Below are 19,694 nucleotides of genomic sequence, written 5' to 3'. Positions count from 1 at the left end.
GCCCGCGCCACCGCCGCCGAGATCGAAGCTGCCGGCGGCCGCGCCATCGCCCTGGTGGCCGACATCACCGACCGCAGCCTGGCCGAACGCACCGTGGCCGAAGTCGCCGAAACCCTCGGCGGCCTCGACATCCTGGTGCACAACGCCGGGATGATGTACTCGCTCAAGGGCCTGGCCGAGACCGACGACGCCAACTTCGAGCGCCTGCTGGCGATCAACGTGCACGCCCCGCTCTACCTCACCCGCGCCGCCCTGCCGCACCTGCGCAGGAGCCGCGCACCGCGGGTGATCTTCATCAACTCCCAGTGGGGCCAGGTGCCGGACGGCCACTCCTACGGCTACATGGTCGGCAAGGCTGCGCAGCTGGGCCTGATGAAGACCATGGCCAAGGAGTTCGTCAGCGAGGGAATCCTGGTCAACGCCATCACCCCCGGCGCCATCCTCACCCGCATGGTTCCCGAGGAGTACGTCGAGGGCGAGAAGGCCAACATCCCCCTGGGCCGCCTGGTCCACCCCGAGGAAATCGCCGCCGCCGTGGCCTTCCTGGCCTCGGACGAAGCCGCCTTCATCGCCGGCCAGGCATTGCCGGTGAACGGTGGCGCCCTGGTGGTCGGCATCTGAGCAAAGAACAAGAAAGAACCTGTGAGGACTTCCCCATGACTACTGCACTTCCCCAACGCCAGCGCGCCGAACAGGCCATGCGCCGCCAATGGTTCCCCGTCGCCCGCAGCGCGGACCTCGCCACCCCGCAATCGGCCACCCTGCTGGGCGAGCGCCTGGTGGTGTACCGCACCGAATCCGGCCAGGCCGTGGTCCAGGATGCCCGCTGCCCCCACCGCGGCGCCGACTTCGCCCTGGGCAAGGTGCACGGCGAGAACATCGCCTGCCCCTACCACGGCTGGCAGTTCTCCGCGCAGAGCGGCAAGTGCAGCCACATCCCCTCGCTGGAAGACCAGTGCAAGATCCCGCCCCAGGCGGCGATCAGGACCTACCGCTGCATCGAGCGCTTCGCCCACGTCTGGACCGTGCTGGAAGAGCCGGCGACCGAGCTCTACGACCCGGAGCAATGGCGCGAGCTGGAACTGGACTGGCTGGCCGCCGAGCCGCTGGATTCGCCCACCGGCGTGGCCGTGGCCATCGAGAACTTCCGCGATGTGGCGCACTTCCCCTTCGTCCATGAAGTCTCCATGGGCCCGAGCAAGCACGTGGTCGAGCCCCTGCAGGTCGCGCGCGACGGCCTGGACGTGCGGATGCAGCGGCCGCTCGATGCCGGCGACGGCCAGTGGGCCAACGACGGCGACTGCATGATGTTCTATCACTGCGCGGCGCCGGGCCTGGCCTCCATCACCTATGACTACGAGCGCCTGGGCAAGCGCATCGTCGCCGGCTTCCCCTGCCCGGTGGCCTACGACCAGGTGAAGATCTTCTGGGGCGTGGCCAACGAGCGCGACTACAAGGGCCTGGACCTCGAGGAATGCCTGCGCATCGAGGAAATGGTCTACCTGGAAGACATGCCGATCGCCGCCGGCATCTGGCCGCGCGAGATCGACTGGGACGGCGTGTTCGTCGAGCACTCGGTGCCGGCCGACCTCTTCACCCTCAACTACCGCCGCGCCTTCCGCGAGTTCATCGAGCGCGCCCACCAGTCGGCCGCGCAGCAGGTGGCGTCGTGAGCGCCCTGGGTGCGCAGCTCGAGGTACAGGTCACTGGCATGCGGCTGGAAGCCGAAGGCGTGATCTCCCTGGAGCTGCAGGCGCCGGACCGCAGCCCGCTGCCGGAATGGAGCCCGGGGGCGCACATCGACCTGCTGCTGCCTTCCGGCCTGGTGCGCCAGTATTCGCTGTGCGGCGATCCGCTGGAACGTTCGCGCCTGCGCATCGGCGTGCTGCTGGACGTCAAGGGCCGAGGCGGCTCACGGGAAGTGCACCAGGGCCTGCGGGTGGGCCAGATGCTGGCGATTCGTGGCCCGCGCAACGCCTTCCCGCTGGAAACCGGGCAGCGCTACCTGTTCGTCGCCGGGGGGATCGGCATCACGCCGATCCTCACCATGGCCCGCGAGGCCCAGCGTGTCGGTGCCGAGTGGCAGCTGCTCTACGGTGGCCGCTCGCGCCGCTCGATGGCCTTCATCGACGAGCTGCTGGCGCTCGGCGGCGAGCGGGTATCCATCCTGCCGGCCGATGAAACCGGTCTGCTGGACCTGGAAGACATCGCCGCCCGCGCCGCCACCGGCGTGCACACGTACAGCTGCGGCCCGGCGCCGTTGCTGGATGCGCTGACCGAGCGCTTCGCCGTGGACGGCCTGGCCGGGCGCCTGCACCTGGAACGCTTCGCCCCGGCTGCGCCGGCGGCCAGCGCCGCCAGTGGCGACGGCCTGCGGGTGATCCTCGCGCGCAGCGGCAAGGAAGTGGAGGTGCCCCACGACTGCTCGATCATGCATGCCCTGCGGGCCGCGGGTTGCGAGGTGCCGTCTTCCTGCGAGCAGGGGGTCTGCGGCATGTGCGAGACCCGCGTGCTGGATGGCGAGGTCGACCACCGCGACATGCTGCTCACCGACAGCGAGCGCGCGCGCAACAACCTGATGATGGTCTGCGTGTCCCGTGCGCGGACCCCGACCCTCACCCTCGACCTGTAATGGAGGCATCTCGGGATGGCCGGGATCGAACAGCACGTACTCAAGGTATCGATCCTGGCCACGGCCCTGGTTGCCTGCGGCGGCATCGGCTTCGGCCTCTATGCCGGCTCGCAGTCCATCGTCTTCGACGGCCTGTTCAACGCCATCGACTCCTGCATGGCGCTGCTTTCACTGATGGTTTCGCAACTGCTGGTGAAGCAGCCGGGACGCCGCTTCCAGCAAGGCTACTGGCATTTCGAGCCGCTGGTGCTGGCGCTCAATGGCAGCGTATTGGTGATCCTCTGCCTCTACGCCCTGATCAACTCGCTCGGCGGCCTGCTGCGCGGTGGCCACGCCCTGGCCTTCGACTCGGCCATTCTCTATTCCCTGGCCACCCTGGTCTGTTCCGCGCTGATGCTGGGCTACCAGCGGCGCCTGAACCGGCGCCTGCAATCGGAGCTGATCCAGCTGGATATCCAGAGCTGGCTGATCTCCACCGTGATCACCGCTGCCCTGCTGGTCGCGTTCGTCGCCGGTTACCTGTTGCAGGGCGGGCCCCATGAATGGCTCACCCCCTATATAGACCCGGCCATCCTCGCCCTGCTGACCCTGGTGCTCATCCCCGGCCCGGCACGCACTGTGGTCAAGGCGGTGAAGCAGATCCTGCGCATCACTCCCGGCGAGCTGGACCGCGAGATCACCGGGTTGATGGCGCGGATGACCGGGCGCTACGGCTTCGAATGCTTTTCCCATTCGGTCACCCCGATCGGCCGCGGGCTGTTCGTCGAGATCCAGATCGTGCTGCCCGCGGCCATGGACCGCTGGGCGGTATCCGAACTGGACAGCGTGCGTGCCGAAATCGCCGCCGCCATCGGCCGCGAAGGCCCCAACCGCTGGCTGGCGATCGCCTTCACCCGCGACCGCCGCTGGATCTGAATTGACCCATTTCGAGAATCCATCAGCATGTGGTTCAACAACGAATCCCCGCGACTGGTCTCCCAGCTGTCCGAATGGATAGTCCGGCTGCTCAACGACCAGCCCGTCGAGCCCAGTGGTCAGTTGGCGGTGCACCCCACGCTGCGCCAAGCACTGGAACGGCTGCAACTGGCCTGGCGGCACCAGCGCGCCGCCCTCGATAACCTGGAACCGCCACCCTGCACCGCCGCCGAGCTGACGGCCCTGCAGCGCCGATTGGACGACGGCCTTGGCCAGCAGGCGTTGCTCCAGGCCCGACTGGACGCCACCCTCCAGTTGCTGGCCGAACAGCAGCAGCGCCTTGCCACCTGGGACCAGGAACGCCACGCCTGGGACCTGACCCGCCAGACCCTTACCGAAGGCAGCTGGGACCTGCTGGTGGCCCATGGCGACCCAGCCCATCAGGACAGCCAGATTCGCTGGTCCGAACAGTTCTGCGCGCTGATCGGTTACACCCGTGCGGAACTTCCCGATGGCTGGGAGAGCTACGACAAGGTCACCCACCCCGATGACCTGAAAGCCGTGATGCGCCAGTTCGGCGAGTTGATCCGCAATCCCGATCCGAAGGTTTCCTACGTGGCCGAGTACCGCATGCGCCACAAGACCCGTGGCGAAACCTGGGTCCGCGAACGCGCCTGCTGCCTGCGCGACGAACGCGGCGTGCTGGTGCGGGTGATCGGCGCCGTGCGCGATATCAGCGACGAGAAACAGGCCGAAGCCGCGCGCCTGCGGGAGCAGGCCGCCATGCAGGCCACCTACGGCCAGATCGCCCAGGTGGTGGGCGTGATCAAGGGCATCGCCGACCAGACCAACCTGCTCGCCCTCAACGCCGCCATCGAAGCCGCCCGCGCCGGCGAAGTGGGCCGCGGCTTCTCGGTGGTGGCCGACGAAGTGAAGAATCTCGCCCGCCGTACCCGCGACGCCACCCAGGAAATCCAGGACATGCTGGAGCGGCGCTGAGCCCTTGCAGGATCTTATCCGGGCTACGGGCTGTGGGGGCGAGTTCATTCGCTGACCGGGCCGCAGGACCGGCCCTCGAGCCTGCAGGGGGATGCTGCGCATCCCTTCGCGATTGAAATCGCCCCCACAAATTATCGCCCCCGAAAGTAGCCCGGGTACGGCGCAAGGCCCCTTAGGGTGCGCCGTGCGCCAGACAATCCGCGCGGACGACTGCCAACTTGTGGGGGCGAATTCATTCGCTGACCGGGCCGCAGGACCGGCCCTCGAGCCTGCAGGGGATGCTGCGCATCCCTTCGCGATTGAAATCGCCCCCACAAATTATCGCCCCCCGAAAGTAGCCCGGATGCGGCGCAAGGCCCCGTAGGGTGCGCCGTGCGCACCAGGCAATCCGCGCGGACGACTCGGCCCTAGAAGTTGATCACATAGGCCAGGATCACCCGGTGCTCGTCGGCGCCATCGGCAAAGTTCGAGCGGTTGGTTGCGTAGCGCCAGCGCAAGGCCAGGTTCTTCAGCGGGCCGTCCTGCACCACGTAGGTCAGGTCGGTGGCGCGTTCCCATTCCCGACCCTCCTTGCCGCTGGCGCGCAAACTGACGCCCTCTGCGGTCCGTACGTTGGTCGGGTCCACTTCATCGCCTTTCACGTAGCGCAGGTTGAAGGTCAGGCCGGGAACGCCCAGGGCGGCGAAGTCGTAGTCATACCGCGCGTGCCAGGCGCGCTCATTGGCGAAGGCGAAGGTACTCACCTGCATTTCGCTGAACAGGTAGGTATCGCTACCGCCCACATAGGCGTATGCGGTGTCGCCGGAGACTTTCTGGTAACCCCCGCTGAAGGTGTGCGGACCGAGGTTGTAGCCGAAATTGCTGCTGAATGTGCGGTTGTCGACTTCTCCTGCCAGCCCCTTGCCGGTTTCCCGGGCGTCGAAGTAACGCAGCTCGGCGAAGGCCTTGCCCGGGCCGGCCTTGGTGTTGAACTTGAGGCCCGCGAAGTCACGGCGGAAGAAGTCATCCAGCTCGCTGGCGTGGAAGCTCAGGGTCAGGCTCGGCAACACCTGGTAGTCCAACCCGCCATAACTGAGGCGATCGCTGCTGACGCTGGTGGAGTAGGCGCCGAGCTGTCCCATGATGGTCAGGTCCTCGTAGTTGGTGGAGTCCCGCTGCTTGACGCCATTGACCTGGCCCAGGGTGAACGTGAAGGGTTCGAAGTCCTTGCTGACCAATTGGCCACCGTTGAACAGCTGGGGAAACAGCCGGCTGTTGTTCGACGCCAGGAGCGGAAGCACCGGGCTCAGTGCACCCAGCTGCAGCAGGCTTTCACCCAGCTTCGCCTTGGCGGTAAGCCCCAGCTTGGAATAGTCGTCCTCGGCGCGCTTGTCCGTACCGCGCGGCAGCAAGCCGGTACCAGTACGGTCGGGGCTGGAGTCCAGCTTCAGGCCAAGCATACCAATGGCGTCCAGGCCGAAGCCCACCGCGCCTTCGGTGAAGCCCGATTGCAGCCTTAGGGTGAAGCCCTGGGCCCACTCCTCGCGTCTGGACTGGGTGGCGCTGTCGTCACGGAAATCGCGGCTGAAGTAGAAGTTCTTCAGCTCCAGGCTGGCCTTGCCGTCGTCCAACAAGCCTGCGAACGCATTCGGCATGGCCGCCAGGCCCAGCATGCCCATGACCAGCAGATGAGGCTTTCTTGTCATTGTGTGTGTCCCATTCACTTCGGTGGAAATGCTTTTTCCAGGCCGAGCGAAGCCACGGGGCGCTGTACAGGCACCCCGTGGGAGGCTCGTGGGTCAGGCGGTTTTCGGGTTGCGTACGTGGCGGGCGATGACGTAGCAGCTGAGCAGCAGGAGCGGCGCGATGGCCAGCATGCCCATGTAGGTCTTGCCGGTGAGGTCGTTGATGTATCCCACCATCACCGGCGCCACCATGCCGCTGAGCTGGCCGAGGGAGTTGATGGCCGCGGTGCCACTGGCGATGGCCAGACCCGAAAAGGTGGATTGCGGAATGGTCCAGAACACCGGGATGGCGATGAAGGAACCGGCAGTGGCCAGCACCAGGGCCAGCATCAGGACCACCGAGTTGTCCGAGAACAGGCAGGCCAGGAGGTAGCCCGCGGCCGAGGCCAGCATGCACAGCAGCAGGTAGGACTTGCGGTCGCCGGTGCGATCGGAACGACGGGTGACCAGGATCATGCCAATGCAGGCGATCACATAGGGCATGGAGGTGAGCACCCCGACCAGGGTCAGGTCCTTGATGCCGGACTGACCGATCAGGTGCGGCATCCAGAAGTTCAGGCCGTAGCTGGCCAGCTTGATGCAGAAGTAGATGAAGGCGAACAGCGCGACCTCGCGGGTGAGCAGCACGCGCCAGAGGGAGGCATGACTCGGCAGCGCCTTGGCACGGTCATGGTCGAGGTTGCCCTGGAGAATGGCCTTCTCATCGGTGCTCAACCACTTCGCCGACTGGATGTCGCGGTCCAGCTTCCACAGCACCACCACCCCCAGCAGCACACAGGGCAGGCCGGAAAGCAGGAACAGCCAGTGCCAGCCGGCCAGTCCCAGGAAGCCGTTCATCTTGTCCAGAATCAGTCCCGCCGCCGGTGCGCCTATCGCGCCGGCCAGGGGCACGGCGAGGAACCAGAAGCCATTGATGCGCGCCAGGTACTTCTTGGGAAACCAGCAGGCCAGGTAGAAGAGGATCGCTGGGCCGAAGCCGGCCTCCATCACGCCGACGAGAAAGCGCAGGAAGTACAGGGTGTACTGGCTGTAGGCGAACATCAGGGCGGCGGTTGCCAGCCCCCAGGACACCATGATCCGGCAGATCCAGTTGGGCGCGCCGTACTTCTTCAGGCCAATGCTGCTGGGTACCTCGAACAGCACGTAGCCGATGAAGAACATGCTCGCGGCCAGGCCGTAGGCGGCGTCGCTAAGGCCCAGCTCGGCCTGCATCTGGGCCTTGGCGAAGCTGATATTGATGCGGTCGAAGTAGGAAAACAGGAAGCAGATGATCGCCAGGGGCACGATGCGCCAGGCGACACGGCGATACAGCAGCAGCTCTTTCAGTCGCGCTTCGTCCTGTTCCTGCACAGCGGGGGTTCCGGTGATAGCCACCATGGGTTTTCTCCAGTTCTTGTAGTTGTTGGAGACAATGGGCGCCAGGGGGCGCCATCGCGATTTGTCAGGCAAGGCCGGGGCGTCACCCCGGGATCAGGCGATCCGGACCAGCCGGGTCTTGTGCAATCGGCCCCGCTCCACGTAGTCGCGGGCGTTCTCGTGGAAACGGGCGATGGCGGCTTCGTCCAGTTCGCGCAGAACCTTGGCCGGGGCGCCGATGATCAGCGAGTTGTCGGGAAACACCTTGCCCTCGGTGACGATGGCACCCGCACCCACCAGGCAGTTGCGGCCGATCACCGCGCCGTTGAGGATCACCGCCTGGATGCCGATCAGCGAACCATCGCCGATCGTGCAGCCATGCAACATGGCCTGGTGGCCGACTGTGACGTTGTCACCCACCTGCAGCGGGAAGCCGGGGTCGGTATGCAGCACCGCGCCTTCCTGGACGTTGCTTCCGGCGCCGATGTCGATCACTTCGTTATCACCGCGCAATACCGCCTGCGGCCAGACGCTGGTGCCGTCGCGCAGCACCACCTTGCCGATCAGCGTGGCGTCTTCGGCAACATAGGTGTTCTCGTGGATGTCCGGCGCGTTGCCGTCCAACTGGTAGATAGCCATGGAACCTTGTCCTCAGTCGTCGGTGCGGAACACGCCGGCGGCGCGCAGTTCTTCGATCTGTCCGTCGCTGTAGCCCAGCCCCAGCATCACCTGGCGGGTGTGCTCGCCGATGCGCGGGATGGACCGCCTCGGTTGCAGGCGTTCGCCATCCAGGGACAACGGCAGCAGCGGCATGCCGGTGTGGCTGCCGTCTTCCAGCTCGAGGCTGGCCAGGCCGCCGCTTTCGATCAGGTGCGGGTCGTCGAACAGCTCCTCGGGCTTGCGGATGGGGGCGAAGGGAATCCCGTTGGCTTCCAGCTGCAGGGCCAGTTGCTGGGCATCCAGGGTGACGAAGACTTCCGCCAGGTGCGCCAGCAGACGCGGACGCTGCAACACGCGGTCGTTGTTGGTGGCCAGGGTCGGGTCGTCCAGCAGGGCCTCCTGGCCCAGCAGCTTGCACAGGGTGGTCCACTGCCCTTCGCCGGTAGCGGCGACGAACATCTGTTCCTTGCCGGCGAACTCGAAGACGTCGTAGATGGCCCAGGCGCTGATGCGGTTGGGCATGGGCGCGGCGGCCTGGCCAGTGACCACGTATTGCTGCATGTGCTGGGCGGCCAGCAGCACGCAGTTCTCGTAGAGGGCGCTCTGCACTTCCTTGCCAAGGCCGCTGCGATTGCGCTCGTTCAGCGCGGCAAGCACGCCGATGGCACCGAACATGCCACCCATGATGTCGTTCACCGAACTGCCGGCGCGCAGCGGCCGGCCCACCGGGCCGGTCATGTAGGCCAGGCCGGCCATCATCTGCACCACTTCGTCCAGGGCCAGGCGCTTGTCGTAGGGGCCGCTGAGGAAGCCCTTGTGGGAGGCGTAGACCAGCTTCGGATTACGCAGGCGCAGGGACTCGTAGTCGAAGCCGAGGCTCTTCATACGGCCCGGTTTGAAGTTCTCGATGAACACGTCGGCGCTGTCGATCAACTCCAGCACCGCCTCGCGGCCGGCCGGAGTATCGACGTCAATGGCGATGCTCTGCTTGTTGCGGTTGAAGGTGCGGAAGAACCCGGCGCCGGCGCCGAGCAGGCGGCGAGTGCCGTCGCCACGGGTGGGCTCGACCTTGATCACTTCGGCGCCCAGGTCACCGAGGATCATCCCGCAGGTGGGACCCATGACCATATGGGAAATTTCGACGACGCGGATGCCGTCGAGGGGCAGTTGGGACATCTTCTGTGCTCCGTTCGGTGCGGCGCCCTTCAGCGGCGCTGGGAAATGGCGTCGAAGTTCTTGGGCAGCCCGGCGCTGGCGATATGGCCGTAGAGTGGCTCCTCGGGCAACGCAGCCTCGAGCACCTCGCGGGAGGCGATCAGGCGCCCCAGGTCGATACCGGTCTCGAAGCTCATGCTCTGCAACATGAACACCAGGTCCTCGGTCACCGCGTTGCCGGAGGCGCCCGGCGCGAAGGGGCAGCCGCCGAGGCCGCCGAGGGAGGAATCCAGCTCGCGGATACCGTGCTGCACCGCCACCAGGCTGTTGGCCAGGGCCAGGCCGCGGGTGTCGTGGAAATGCGCCGCCTGCAACTTGTCGCCGGCGATGGCGCGCACGGCATCGATGGTTTCGCCCACCTGGCCGGGAGTGGCGTAACCGGTGGTGTCCCCAAGGGACACGGCGTCACAGCCGGTCTCCAGCACGTGGCGGGTCAGCTCGCAGAGGTCGCTGAGCGGCACATGACCCTGACGGGTGCAGCCGAACGCCACCGACATGCCTGCGATCATCTGCACCGGGCGGCCAGACTGATTGCGCAGTTCGCACATGCGGGCGAACTCCTCGACCATCTCCAGCGGAGTGCGACGGACGTTTGCCAGGCTATGGGCGGCGCTTACCGAGATGGGTGCGATGATGCGCTGGGCACCGGAGGCCAGGGCGTTCTCGGCGCCGCGGAGGTTGGGCGCAAGGACGGTGACGATGAGGTCGGGATAGGTCAGGGCGTGGGCCACCACGTCGGCGGCATCGGCCATCTGCGGCAGCAGCCTGGCCGGCACGAAGGAGGCGACCTCCATATGGCGCACGCCGGCCGCGTAGGCGGCGTCGATCCACCTCTGCTTGTCGCGGGTGGGCATGGTGCTGTGCAGGCTCTGCAGGCCGTCACGCATACCCACTTCATTGATGATTATTCTTGTCATTGGAAGGCTCTCAGGCAGTGTTGCGTGGAGCCAAGACTATGTAGCGACAGGTAGCGCGAAAAGACGTTATTGGCGGCCCTATCCATCGTGAACGAAGATGGATGGGGCACCCAGCGCCGGAGCCATGGCGTCCTTACTCCGCCGGCACCCTCGCCAGCAGGTGATTCAGCAAGCGCCTCGCCGACAGCGACAGCCCATCGACATCGCGTACGCAGATGACGAACTCGCCCAACGCCCAGTCGTCCACCAGCGGAATGACACGCAGCCCGAACAGCTCCGCATAACGCTCCACCGCTTCCTGCGGAAAGATGCCGAGGGCCAGCCCCGCCTGCACCAGGCGATAGGCCGCGTCGAAGGAAGACACGTAGGTTCGGAAGCGCAGTTCCTTGCCGGCATCGCGAGCAGATTTCTGCATGTAGGCATTAAGGGTGGCGTAGGCGGAAAGGCCCAGATGGTCGTAGCCCAGGGTCTCGGCGAAGCTGATGAACTCGCGGCCGGCCAGCGGGTGCTTGTCGTTGACCACCACAGCCAGGTGGTCGATGCGGTAGGGAATGAAGTCGAGGTCGCCCACCGCCTTGGACTTGCGGCAGATGCCGAGGTCGGCATTACCCTCGGCCACGCCGCGCACCACATCCGGGCTGAAGCGCTCTTCGATGTCGACCTGGATGTGCTCGTTGGCCAACAGGAAGTCCGACAGCTCTTCGGGCAGGAACTCCATGATGGAAGACACATTGGCCAGGATGCGCACATGCCCGCGCGCTCCCTCGGCGTACTCGCTCAATTCGCCCTGCAGCCGCTCCATGCCGCGCATCAGCTGGCGGGCATGGCGCAGCAAGGCCTGCCCGGCGGGGGTCGGCACCACGCCTTTCTTGCTACGCAGCAACAGCGGCGTGTTGAAGGTGGACTCGACATCGGCAATGCGCTTGCTCACCGCCGACGGCGCAATGAACTCACGCTCGGCGGCACGTGCGATGGTGCCCTCCTCGCAGACGGCGATGAAAAGCCGAAGTGAGACCGGGTCTATGTGCCACATGAACTATTCCTCATGATCAGGTCCAGCCTTCGAGGCGCAGGGTCGCCCGGACCAGCCGCTGCTCCTCCTGCTCGATCTCCTTGAGGCTGTCGCGAATGCCGTGGATGTGGTCGCGGGCGGCGCGCTGGGCCTGCTCCGGCAGGCGCTCGATCACCGCGTGGTAGAGCCGCGAGTGCTGGCGGTCGAGTTGCTTCAGGCTGAGCGGCCGGTGGTAGAGGTTGTTCACCGAGGCGAACACCGAGCTCAGCATCAGGTCGGTGAGCGATTGCAGGGTGTGAACCAGCACCGGGTTGTGGGACGCCTCGCAGATCGCCAGGTGGAAGGCGTGGTCCAGGTGGGCGTGCGCCTGGGAGTCCATTCCTTCCGGGTCGGCGTGGGCGGCGAGCATTTCCTCATAGCGCCGAGTGATCAGCACGAAGTCCGCCTCCGTACCGCGCAGCGCCGCCAGCCGGGCGGACTCGCCCTCCAGCAGCGCGCGCACTTCCAGCAGGTCGTAGAGCGTGCGCGGCTGGGAACTGAAAAGGTGCATCAGCGGGCTGGCGTCGCGCGGCCCGGTCAGCTCGGCTACATAGGAACCGCTGCCCTGGCGGGTTGTGATGATGCCGCGCCCGCGCAGCACCTTCAGTCCCTCGCGCAGTGCCGAGCGGGAGATCCCCAGCTTGTCGCACAGGCGCCGTTCGGAAGGCAGGGCCTGTCCGGTCTTGAGCACGCCGTCGACTATCAGTTGCTCGATGCGCTCGGCGACCACATCGGCGACCTGGCGGCGTTCGGCGGGCTTTTCGCCTGGCATGGAGGCTCCCTCAAACTGGTAGGACCAATACGACAGAACTTCCGTATGGTCCGCATGATTTGTCGTGAAGCATAGAGATTACCGGCCAATCAATGAAGCGCCGGCGCCCTTCCCTTTTCAAAAACTGGTAGGACCAGTGACAAGCAACATGGACGCAACGGCAAATCGGGGCCAATGATGGAAGCGATGTAGCGGCATCCATGACACAACAACAAGACCCACGAGCCTGCCATGAACATCCTCTACGACGAGCGCGTCGACGGCGCGCTGCCCAAGGTCGACAAGGCCGCGCTGCTGGCCGAGCTGCACGAGCGCCTGCCGGACCTGGACATCCTCCACCGCGATGAAGATCTCAAACCCTACGAGTGCGATGGCCTCTCGGCCTACCGCACGACGCCCATGCTGGTGGTGCTGCCCGAGCGCGTCGAGCAGGTCGAGCAGCTACTCAGGCTCTGCCACCAGCGCCACGTGCCAGTGGTGGCCCGTGGCGCCGGCACCGGCCTGTCCGGAGGCGCCCTGCCGCTGGAACAGGGCATCCTGCTGGTGATGGCGCGCTTCAACCGCATCCTCGAAGTCAGCCCCTCCGGGCGCTACGCCCGCGTCCAGCCCGGCGTGCGCAACCTGGCGATTTCCCAGGCGGCTGCGCCCTTCGACCTCTATTACGCACCTGACCCGTCTTCGCAAATCGCCTGCTCCATCGGCGGCAACGTGGCGGAGAACGCCGGCGGCGTGCACTGCCTGAAGTACGGCCTGACCGTGCACAACCTGCTCAAGGTGGAAATCCTCACGGTGGAAGGCGAGCGGCTGACCCTGGGTTCCGACGCCCTGGACAGCCCCGGCTTCGACCTGCTGGCGCTGTTCACCGGCTCCGAAGGCATGCTCGGCGTGGTCACCGAGGTCACGGTCAAGCTGCTGCCCAAGCCGCAGGTGGCCAAGGTACTGCTGGCGGCCTTCGACTCGGTGGAGAAAGCCGGCCGCGCGGTGGGTGACATCATCGCCGCCGGAGTCATCCCCGGCGGCCTGGAGATGATGGACAACCTGGCCATCCGCGCCGCCGAAGACTTCATCCACGCCGGCTACCCGGTGGACGCCGAAGCCATCCTGCTCTGCGAGCTGGATGGCGTGGAGGCGGACGTCCATGACGACTGTGAGCGGGTGCGCGGAGTGCTGGAACTGGCAGGTGCCACCGAGGTGCGCCAGGCCCGTGATGAAGCCGAGCGCGTGCGCTTCTGGGCCGGACGCAAGAACGCCTTCCCGGCCGTGGGCCGCATCTCGCCAGACTACTACTGCATGGACGGCACCATCCCGCGCCGCGAGTTGCCCGGCGTACTGCGCGGCATCGCCGACCTCTCCGCCGAGTACGGCCTGCGGGTGGCGAATGTGTTCCATGCCGGCGACGGCAACATGCACCCCTTGATCCTCTTCGATGCCAACCAGCCCGGCGAACTGGAACGCGCCGAGGCCCTGGGCGGGAAAATCCTCGAACTCTGCGTGGCGGTGGGCGGCAGCATCACCGGCGAGCACGGCGTTGGGCGAGAGAAGATCAACCAGATGTGCGCCCAGTTCAATGCCGACGAGCTGACCCTCTTCCATGGCGTCAAGGCGGCCTTCGACCCCGGCGGGCTGCTCAACCCCGGCAAGAACATCCCCACCCTGCACCGCTGCGCCGAGTTCGGCGCCATGCATGTGCACCATGGCCAGCTGCCCTTCCCCGAACTGGAGCGCTTCTGATGAGCCAGACATCCTTCGATGCCAGCGCCCCGATGCTGGAACAGGTCAATGCTGCGATCGCCGAGCGCAGACAGTTGCGCATCCAGGGCGGCGGCAGTAAAGCCAACCTCGGCCGGCCGGTCGACGGCGAACTGCTTGAGACTCGCGAGCACCGCGGCATCGTCACCTATGACCCAACCGAGCTGGTGGTGACGGTGCGCGCCGGTACGCCGCTCGCCGAGTTGGAACGGGCCCTGGACGCCGCGGGCCAGCAGCTCGCCTGTGAGCCGCCGCACCTGGGCACCGGCGCCACCGTGGGTGGCATGGTCGCCGCCGGGCTGTCCGGCCCGCGCCGGCCCTGGGCCGGTTCGGTGCGCGACTTCGTCCTCGGCACGCGGGTGATCACCGGTGGCGGCAAGCACCTGCGCTTCGGCGGAGAGGTGATGAAGAACGTCGCCGGCTACGACCTGTCGCGCCTGATGGCCGGCAGCTTGGGCTGTCTCGGGGTGCTCACCGAGGTCTCCCTCAAGGTGCTGCCCAAGCCCCGCGCCGTAGCCAACCTGCGCCTGGCGGTGGAGGTGGAGGAAGCCCTGCGCAAGCTCGCCGAATGGGGCCAGCAGCCACTGCCCATCAGTGCCGCCTGCCATGATGGCGACTACCTGCACCTGCGCCTGGAAGGTGGCGAGGGCTCGGTGGCCGCGGCCCGCGACCGTCTCGGCTGCGAGACGGTGGAGCCAGGCTTCTGGGAAGACCTCAAGGAGCAGCGCCTGTCCTTCTTTGCCGATCCCCGCCCGCTCTGGCGTCTGTCCCTGCCCAACGACACCCCCGCCCTGGACCTGCCCGGCGCCCAACTGGTGGATTGGGGTGGTGCCCAGCGCTGGCTCAAGTCCGACGCACCGGCCGAGGAGATCCGCGCCATCGCCAGCCGCGCCGGTGGCCATGCCACTTGCTTCGAAGCCTGCGACAGCCCCTTCCAGCCGCTGCCGGCGGCGCTGCTGCGCTACCACCGCCAGCTCAAGGCGCAACTGGACCCGCAGGGGATCTTCAACCCCGGGCGGATGTACGCGGAAGTCTGACCATGCAAACCCATCTGAGTGAACAGGCCCGCGCCCTGCCGCGCGGCGAAGAGGCCGAAGCCATCCTGCGCAGCTGCGTGCACTGCGGCTTCTGCAATGCCACCTGCCCCACGTATCAGTTGCTTGGCGATGAACTGGACGGCCCGCGCGGGCGCATCTACCTGATGAAACAGGTGCTGGAGGGCCATGAGCCCAGTGCCAGCACCCTGCAGCACCTGGACCGCTGCCTATCCTGCCGCAACTGCGAGACCACCTGCCCGTCAGGCGTGCAGTATCACAACCTGCTGGATATCGGCCGCGCGGTGGTCGAGGAACAGGTGCCGCGCCCCTTTGCCGAGCGCATGTTGCGTGCCGGGCTGCGCGCCGTGGTGCCCCATGCCGGGCTGTTCAAGGCACTGGTGCACACCGGAAATGCCTTCCGCCCGCTGCTGCCGGAAGCGCTCAAGGCCAAGCTGCCGCGCCAGGTTCGTCCGGCCCGCCCGCGCCCTGCCGTCCGCCACACCCGCCATGTACTGATGCTCGAAGGTTGCGTGCAGCCTGGGCTTTCGCCCAACACCAATGCCGCGACCGCGCGGGTGCTGGACCGCCTGGGCATCAGCGTCGAGCCAGCCCGTGAAGCGGGTTGCTGCGGCGCCGTGGACTACCACCTGAATGCCCAGGACGCCGGCCTCGACCGCGCCCGGCGCAATATCGACGCCTGGTGGCCGGCCATCGAAAGCGGTGCAGAAGCCATCATCCAGACCGCCAGTGGCTGCGGCGCCTTCGTCAAGGATTACGGCCATCTGCTCATGCACGACCCGCGCTACGCCGCCAAGGCCGAGCGGGTCAGCCAACTGGCCAGAGACCTGGTGGAGGTGCTGCGCGATGCGCCACTGGAAAGCCTCGGCATTCGCGGCGACCTGCGCCTCGCGTTCCATTGCCCCTGCACCCTGCAACACGCGCAGAAGCTCGGCGGTGCTGTGGAAGGCGTGCTCGCCCGCCTGGGCTTCCACCTGACACCGGTGCCGGACGCACACCTCTGCTGCGGCTCCGCCGGCACCTACTCCATCACCCAGCCGGAGCTGTCACGGCAGCTGCGCGACAACAAGCTCAACGCCCTGGAGAGCGGCCAGCCCCAGGTGATCGCCACCGCCAATATCGGCTGCCAGACCCACCTGGATGGCGCCGGCCGCACCCCGGTGCGGCACTGGATCGAGCTGGTGGACGAAGCCATGGGCTGAAGAAAGACCCTGACAGCCATGTTGGGCTTCGCAGGCTCAGCACCAACCTACGGGTGCCCCGGTGCCTTAGTAGGTTGGGCTGAGCGGAGCGAAGCCCAACGACGCCCGAGCCGACGCCCCGCTCATGAGAGAGGGGAAACAGATCGACCAACCCTTCGAGGCCCCCATGCAACACAAAGCCATCCTGAGCCACACCGAAGTCACCCGCATCCTCGCCGCCGCCCGTGCCGAGGCCGAAGCCAACCAATGGCAAGTATCCATCGCCGTGGTCGACGACGGCGGCCATCCGTTGGCCCTGGAGCGCCTCGACGGATGCGCACCCATAAGCGCCTACATCGCCACCGAGAAAGCCCGCACCGCCGCACTCGGCCGCCGCGAATCCAAGGGCTATGAAGACATGGTCAATGGCGGGCGTAGCGCCTTTCTCTCGGCGCCATTGCTCACCTCCCTGGAAGGCGGCGTGCCGGTGCTGGTGGACGGCCAGGTCGTCGGCGCCGTCGGCGTGTCCGGCGTCAAGGCCGAGCAGGATGCCCAGATCGCCCGTGCCGGCGCCCAGTGCCTGGCCTGAATTCGATGGAGAAGCACAACATGACCGAACGCGTATCCCGCCACCGCCTGCAGGTGGCCGCCGAACTGGCACATTTCATCGACAACGAGGCGCTACCGGGCACCGGCCTGGACCCAGCCGCCTTCTGGCAGGGCTTCGACGCGCTGGTCCATGACCTGGCGCCGAAGAACCGTGCCCTGCTCGCAGAACGCGACCGCCTGCAGAGCGAACTGGACAACTGGCACCACGACAACCCCGGTCCGATTCGTGATATGACGACCTACCGTGCCTTTCTCGGCAAAATCGGCTACCTGGTGCAGCAACCTGCCCAGGCGCGGATCAGCACCGCCAATGTCGACCCGGAACTCGCCGAGCAGGCCGGACCGCAGCTGGTGGTGCCGGTTTCCAACCCGCGCTACGCGCTGAATGCCGCCAACGCCCGCTGGGGCTCGCTCTACGACGCCCTCTACGGCACCGACGCCATCGCCGAAGACAAGGGTAGCGAGCAAGGCGCCGGCTACAACCCGGTGCGCGGCGCGCGAGTGATCGCCTTCGCCCGCGCCTTCCTCGACCAGGCCGCGCCGCTGGCCGAAGGCTCCCACGCCGAGGCCACCGGTTACCGGGTGGAGGACGGCCGGCTGCAGGTCAGCCTCGGCAACCGCCAGAGCGGCCTGCGCGATCCGCAGCGCTTCGTCGGCCACCAGGGCGCGGCCGAGGCGCCCAGCGCCATCCTGCTGAAGAACAATGGCCTGCATTTCGAGATCCAGATCGACGCTGGTCACCCGATCGGCAAGACCGATGCTGCCGGAATTAAGGACCTGCTGCTGGAGGCTGCCCTCAGCACCATCATGGATTGCGAGGATTCGGTGGCCGCGGTGGACGCCGCCGACAAGGTGCATGTCTACCGCAACTGGCTGGGCCTTATGAAGGGCGACCTCACAGAAACCGTCAGCAAGGGCGGCAGGACCATCACCCGCAGCCTCAATCCGGATCGCAACTACACCGCCGCCGACGGCTCGGCCCTGGCCCTGCCCGGCCGGTCGCTGATGTTCGTGCGCAATGTCGGCCACCTGATGACCAATCCGGCGATCCTCGACGGCGAAAGACGCGAGATCCCCGAGGGCATACTCGACGGCGTGATCACCACCCTGGCGTCACTGCATGACCTGAACAGCCGGCGCAACTCGCGACGCGGCTCCATCTACATCGTCAAGCCGAAGATGCATGGTCCGGCCGAAGTCGCCTTTGCCGACGAACTCTTCGGCCGTGTCGAAGACTTGCTGGGCCTGCCGCGCCACACCCTGAAGATGGGCATCATGGACGAGGAACGGCGCACCAGCGTCAACCTGCAGGCCTGCCTCGCCGCCGCTTCGGCGCGGGTCGCCTTCATCAATACAGGCTTCCTCGACCGCACCGGCGACGAGATGCACAGCGCCATGGCAGCCGGCCCCATGCTGCGCAAGGGCGATATGAAATCCACCGCCTGGATCCAGGCCTACGAGCGCAACAATGTCCTGGTGGGCCTGGCCTGCGGGCTGCGCGGCCGGGCGCAGATCGGCAAGGGCATGTGGGCCATGCCGGACCTGATGGCAGCCATGCTGGAGCAGAAGATCGCCCACCCCAGGGCCGGCGCCAACACCGCCTGGGTGCCCTCTCCCACCGCCGCGACGCTGCACGCGCTGCACTACCACCAGGTAGATGTACAGGCAGTGCAGCGGGAGCTGGAGCGTATCGACCTTGCCGCCGAGCGCGACGGGCTGCTGAACGGTCTGTTGACGGTGCCGGTTGCCGAGAAGCCCGACTGGAGTACGGACGCCATAGGCGAAGAACTGGAGAACAACGCCCAGGGCCTGCTCGGCTATGTGGTGCGCTGGGTGGAACAGGGTGTCGGCTGCTCCAAGGTGCCGGACATCCACGACGTGGGCCTGATGGAAGACCGCGCCACCCTGCGCATCTCCAGCCAGCACATGGCCAACTGGCTGCGCCACGGCGTGGTCAGCCGCGAGCAGGTGCTGGAGGTGCTGCAGCGCATGGCGAAGGTGGTGGACCAGCAGAATGCCAGCGACCCGAATTACCGGCCGATGGCTCCGGACTTCGACGCCTCCATCGCCTTCCAGGCCGCCTGCGCCCTGGTCTTCGAAGGCTTCGCCCAGCCCAGCGGCTACACCGAGCCGCTGCTGCACCGCTTCCGCCTGGCGTTCAAGCAGGGGGCATGACCCGTCCGTAGGGTGCGCCGCGCGCACCAAAGCGCTCGCGCAGAGGTTCCGGTGCGCGCAGCGCACCCTACGGCATGATTCGAAGCTCTGCCGGCCCCTGGCCAATCCCCCTATTCCCGTCCGATAACCGCACGCTAATCCCTGCGGCAAATTGACCTAAGTAACTAGTTAGTACATTTTCATTGTCAGACCGTCCCGGCTTCCCGGCCGGGCCAGAACAACAATGGAGATACCGCTGTAATGACTCGCACTGTCCTGGTCCTCAACGGCCCGAACCTCAATATGCTCGGCACCCGTGAGCCCGCCACCTACGGCCATGAAACCCTTGCCGACATTTCCGCCCTGTGCAGCCGCACCGCCGCCGAGCTGGGCTTCGAGGTGGACTTCCGCCAGACCAACCATGAAGGCGAACTGATCGACTGGATCCACCAGGCGCGCGGCCGCTGCGCCGGCATCCTGATCAACCCCGCCGCCTGGACTCACACCTCGGTCGCCATCCGTGACGCCCTGGTGGCCAGCGAGCTGCCGGTGATCGAAGTGCACCTGTCCAACGTGCACAAGCGCGAGGAATTCCGCCACCACTCCTTCGTCTCCGCCATCGCCGTCGGCGTGATCTGCGGTCTCGGCAGCCAGGGCTACAGCCTGGGGCTGCAACACTTCGGCCAGCTGTTCAACAAGGGGTGA

General features: G+C 66.6%; 18 protein-coding genes. 11 read left to right on the top strand and 7 right to left on the bottom strand.

What is annotated here, in order from left to right; genetic code table 11:
• The 5 genes from E8F11_RS29065 to E8F11_RS29045 all read left to right on the top strand — a co-directional run.
• On the top strand, window positions 1-621 hold a 621-nt coding region (locus tag E8F11_RS29065; protein ID WP_280292378.1), incomplete at its 5' end, for an SDR family oxidoreductase.
• A 35-nt stretch (window positions 622-656) separates the two neighbouring features.
• The gene (locus E8F11_RS29060) at window positions 657-1,673 is read left to right on the top strand and encodes a Rieske 2Fe-2S domain-containing protein (RefSeq protein ID WP_280292377.1); all 1,017 of its coding nucleotides are present in this window, start codon (window positions 657-659) and stop codon (window positions 1,671-1,673) included.
• Window positions 1,670-2,632, top strand: coding sequence for a PDR/VanB family oxidoreductase (locus tag E8F11_RS29055; RefSeq protein WP_280292376.1), 963 nt, complete (start codon window positions 1,670-1,672; stop codon window positions 2,630-2,632). Before E8F11_RS29060 ends, E8F11_RS29055 begins: the two co-directional genes overlap by 4 nt.
• A gap of 15 nt (window positions 2,633-2,647) precedes the next feature.
• On the top strand, window positions 2,648-3,547 hold the full coding sequence (locus E8F11_RS29050; RefSeq protein WP_280292375.1) for a cation transporter: 900 nt from the start codon (window positions 2,648-2,650) through the stop codon (window positions 3,545-3,547).
• 27 nt (window positions 3,548-3,574) lie between these two features.
• On the top strand, window positions 3,575-4,546 hold the full coding sequence (locus E8F11_RS29045; protein WP_280292374.1) for a methyl-accepting chemotaxis protein: 972 nt from the start codon (window positions 3,575-3,577) through the stop codon (window positions 4,544-4,546).
• A 407-nt stretch (window positions 4,547-4,953) separates the two neighbouring features.
• Here the strand turns inward: E8F11_RS29045 and E8F11_RS29040 are convergent, their stop codons facing one another.
• The 7 genes from E8F11_RS29040 to glcC form a co-directional block, all read right to left on the bottom strand.
• Window positions 4,954-6,204: an OprD family porin gene (locus E8F11_RS29040; protein WP_280292456.1), complete on the bottom strand. Its 1,251-nt coding sequence runs from the start codon at window positions 6,202-6,204 to the stop codon at window positions 4,954-4,956.
• 120 nt (window positions 6,205-6,324) lie between these two features.
• Window positions 6,325-7,647 carry an MFS transporter gene (locus E8F11_RS29035; RefSeq protein WP_280292373.1) on the bottom strand — a complete coding sequence of 441 codons (1,323 nt, stop codon included), beginning with the start codon at window positions 7,645-7,647 and terminating at the stop codon, window positions 6,325-6,327.
• A gap of 93 nt (window positions 7,648-7,740) precedes the next feature.
• A complete protein-coding gene (locus E8F11_RS29030; protein WP_280292372.1) occupies window positions 7,741-8,265 on the bottom strand; it encodes a gamma carbonic anhydrase family protein in 525 nt (174 codons plus the stop codon).
• A gap of 12 nt (window positions 8,266-8,277) precedes the next feature.
• Window positions 8,278-9,462 (bottom strand): CaiB/BaiF CoA-transferase family protein, encoded by a 1,185-nt coding sequence (locus E8F11_RS29025; protein WP_280292371.1) that lies wholly within the window; start codon window positions 9,460-9,462, stop codon window positions 8,278-8,280.
• Window positions 9,463-9,491: 29 nt separating this feature from the next.
• Window positions 9,492-10,418 carry a hydroxymethylglutaryl-CoA lyase gene (locus E8F11_RS29020; RefSeq protein ID WP_280292370.1) on the bottom strand — a complete coding sequence of 309 codons (927 nt, stop codon included), beginning with the start codon at window positions 10,416-10,418 and terminating at the stop codon, window positions 9,492-9,494.
• 133 nt (window positions 10,419-10,551) lie between these two features.
• A complete protein-coding gene (locus E8F11_RS29015) occupies window positions 10,552-11,451 on the bottom strand; it encodes a LysR substrate-binding domain-containing protein (protein ID WP_280292369.1) in 900 nt (299 codons plus the stop codon).
• Between the two features lie 16 nt (window positions 11,452-11,467).
• The gene (glcC, locus tag E8F11_RS29010; RefSeq protein ID WP_280292368.1) at window positions 11,468-12,241 is read right to left on the bottom strand and encodes a transcriptional regulator GlcC; all 774 of its coding nucleotides are present in this window, start codon (window positions 12,239-12,241) and stop codon (window positions 11,468-11,470) included.
• 231 nt (window positions 12,242-12,472) lie between these two features.
• Here glcC and glcD point away from each other — a divergent pair, with 231 nt between their 5' ends.
• From glcD to aroQ, 6 genes are all read left to right on the top strand, one after another.
• Window positions 12,473-13,972, top strand: a complete 1,500-nt coding sequence (gene glcD, locus E8F11_RS29005; RefSeq protein ID WP_280292367.1) for a glycolate oxidase subunit GlcD — start codon at window positions 12,473-12,475, stop codon at window positions 13,970-13,972.
• Window positions 13,972-15,027: a glycolate oxidase subunit GlcE gene (gene glcE / locus E8F11_RS29000; RefSeq protein WP_280292366.1), complete on the top strand. Its 1,056-nt coding sequence runs from the start codon at window positions 13,972-13,974 to the stop codon at window positions 15,025-15,027. The genes glcD and glcE overlap by 1 nt, the downstream gene beginning before the upstream one ends.
• A 2-nt stretch (window positions 15,028-15,029) precedes the next feature.
• Window positions 15,030-16,247 carry a glycolate oxidase subunit GlcF gene (gene glcF, locus E8F11_RS28995; RefSeq protein ID WP_280292365.1) on the top strand — a complete coding sequence of 406 codons (1,218 nt, stop codon included), beginning with the start codon at window positions 15,030-15,032 and terminating at the stop codon, window positions 16,245-16,247.
• Between the two features lie 166 nt (window positions 16,248-16,413).
• Window positions 16,414-16,815 (top strand): heme-binding protein, encoded by a 402-nt coding sequence (locus E8F11_RS28990; RefSeq protein WP_280292364.1) that lies wholly within the window; start codon window positions 16,414-16,416, stop codon window positions 16,813-16,815.
• A gap of 20 nt (window positions 16,816-16,835) precedes the next feature.
• On the top strand, window positions 16,836-19,010 hold the full coding sequence (locus E8F11_RS28985) for a malate synthase G (RefSeq protein WP_280292363.1): 2,175 nt from the start codon (window positions 16,836-16,838) through the stop codon (window positions 19,008-19,010).
• A 240-nt stretch (window positions 19,011-19,250) separates the two neighbouring features.
• Window positions 19,251-19,694: a type II 3-dehydroquinate dehydratase gene (gene aroQ / locus E8F11_RS28980; RefSeq protein ID WP_280292362.1), complete on the top strand. Its 444-nt coding sequence runs from the start codon at window positions 19,251-19,253 to the stop codon at window positions 19,692-19,694.

It is taken from the genome of Pseudomonas sp. BN417, from assembly GCF_029871205.1.
Lineage (GTDB): Bacteria > Pseudomonadota > Gammaproteobacteria > Pseudomonadales > Pseudomonadaceae > Metapseudomonas.
Note: the sequence above shows the minus strand (reverse complement) of the source record. Positions and strands in the feature narration are given on the sequence as shown.